This is a genomic window from Cellulomonas septica (genome assembly GCF_012396155.1).
Classification (GTDB): domain Bacteria; phylum Actinomycetota; class Actinomycetes; order Actinomycetales; family Cellulomonadaceae; genus Cellulomonas; species Cellulomonas septica.
On record NZ_JAAXOY010000695.1, the window covers coordinates 1 to 1,845 of the forward strand.

Here is a 1,845-nt window from a genome sequence, read left to right on the forward strand (position 1 = left end):
GTCGTCGACGGGCGCGACCGGACCGTCCGCCATCCCGACCGCGCCGTCGAGGCCCTCGCGCAGGATGTCCGCGTGACCCGCGTGGCGGGCCGTCTCGGTCAGCACGTGCACCATCACGTTGAAGAGCATCACGTCCGGCTGCGGCCACCACGGCACGTGGCCGGGTGCGTCGACCGGCAGCGCGGCGACCGTCGCGTCCGCGTGCGCGCACGCCCGCCGGTACCGCGCGACGACGTCGTCCCGCGACTCGTCCTGCGTGGCCCACAGGTGCGCGCGGTTCCCCGCGGCGTCGTCCCAGCGCGGGATCGGCTCGGGGAACGGCCGGGCGAAGATCTCCCCGAGATAGCGGGCCTCCGCGACCGCCAGGTGCTTCACGAGGCCCAGCAGGTTCGTGCCCGTGTCGGTCAGCGGGCGTCGCACGTCGTACTCGGACAGGCCGTCGAGCTTGCCCAGCAGCGACGCGCGCGTCCAGCGCAGGTCGTCGAGCAGGTACGCCTTCGCGAAGTCGTCGATCATGCGCCCAGCGTCCCAGTCGAAGGGGGCTGGTGACGGGCTCGTCGGGGTCGCCGTCGCGGCCCGCGGGTCAATGCGTGGCGAGCTCGCGCGGGTAGGCGAGGACGTCGACCAGCGCGCCGTTCCGCCAGACGGTGACCTCGATGCGCCGGTCGATCGCGTCCTCGACCATGAGCCGCTGCACGGCCGTCGCGGTGACGACCCGGTTGCCGTCGAGCTCGACGACGACGTCCCCGCGTCGCAGCCCGGCCTCCTCCGCGGGGCTGCCCGGCGACACGTCGGCCACCTGGAGCCCGGTGCGCGAGCCCATGCGCGCGGCGAGCTCGGGCGCCAGCGCGACCTGGATCCCCGCGATGCCGAGCCACGCGCGCCGCACCCGGCCGCGGGTCATGAGCGCGTCGACGATCTGCCGGGTCGTCGAGTTGACCGGCACGGCCAGCCCGACGCCGATGCCCGCGAGCGCGGTGTTGACGCCCACCATCCGCCCGGCACCGTCGGCCAGCACGCCGCCGCTATTGCCGGGGTTGAGCGCGGCGTCGGTCTGCACGACCTCGTCGACGACGCGTCCCGACGCGGTCGGCAGCGACCGCCCGAGCGCCGACACGATGCCCGCCGTGACGCTCCCGGCGAGGCCGAGCGGGTTGCCGAGCGCGATGACGAGCTGCCCGACGCGCAGCCGCGCGGCGTCGCCGAGCTCGACGGGTTCGGGCAGGTCGTCGTGGGCGCGGAGCACGGCGAGGTCGGACAGCGGGTCGCGGCCGACGACCTCCGCGTCGACCGTCGTGCCGTCGAGGAACGCCGCCTCGACCCGGCGGGCTCCCGCGACGACGTGCGCGCTCGTCAGCAGGTGCCGGTCGCGTGTGATGACGCTCGCGGAGCCCGCACCCGTGCCGCGGGCCGTCACGACCGTGAGGCTCGCGACGCTCGGGAGCACGCGCTCCGCGACGCCCGAGACGGTCCGCGAGTAGGCGTCCAGCACGTCGTCGTCCATGCCGTAGTCCAGCGCGCCCGCCGCCCCCGGCGATACCCGCGTTCGCCGAGGGCGAGCGGCTCGGGCCACACCGCCTGCGCGGCCCCGCGGGTCGTGAACCGTTTCGGACCCCTGTGCCCGTGCGAGGTCGTCCCTATCTTCATCGGTGTAGATCGTCACCCGCACGTGTCGACGACCGTCGACACGCGTCCTGACCAGGCGGGGGCGGACCAGACGAGCCGGAGGAGCCCACCGTGCGCCATCCCACCCCGACCCGCCTGCGCGGGACCCTGCTGGCGGCCGTCGTCAGCGTCCTCGCGCTCGGCGGGCTCACCGCGCCCGCCGTCGCGGCCCTGCCGGAC

The 1,845-nt window shown here is 75.4% G+C and carries 2 protein-coding genes; both read right to left on the reverse strand.

The window, feature by feature from the left end; genetic code table 11:
- Window positions 1-516 (reverse strand): DinB family protein (locus tag HGA02_RS18225; protein WP_168680715.1); only part of this gene is annotated, 516 nt, incomplete at its 3' end.
- A 67-nt stretch (window positions 517-583) separates the two neighbouring features.
- Complete coding sequence (locus HGA02_RS18230) at window positions 584-1,504, reverse strand: S1C family serine protease (RefSeq protein ID WP_168680716.1); 921 nt, start codon at window positions 1,502-1,504, stop codon at window positions 584-586.
- Window positions 1,505-1,845: the final 341 nt, after the last annotated feature.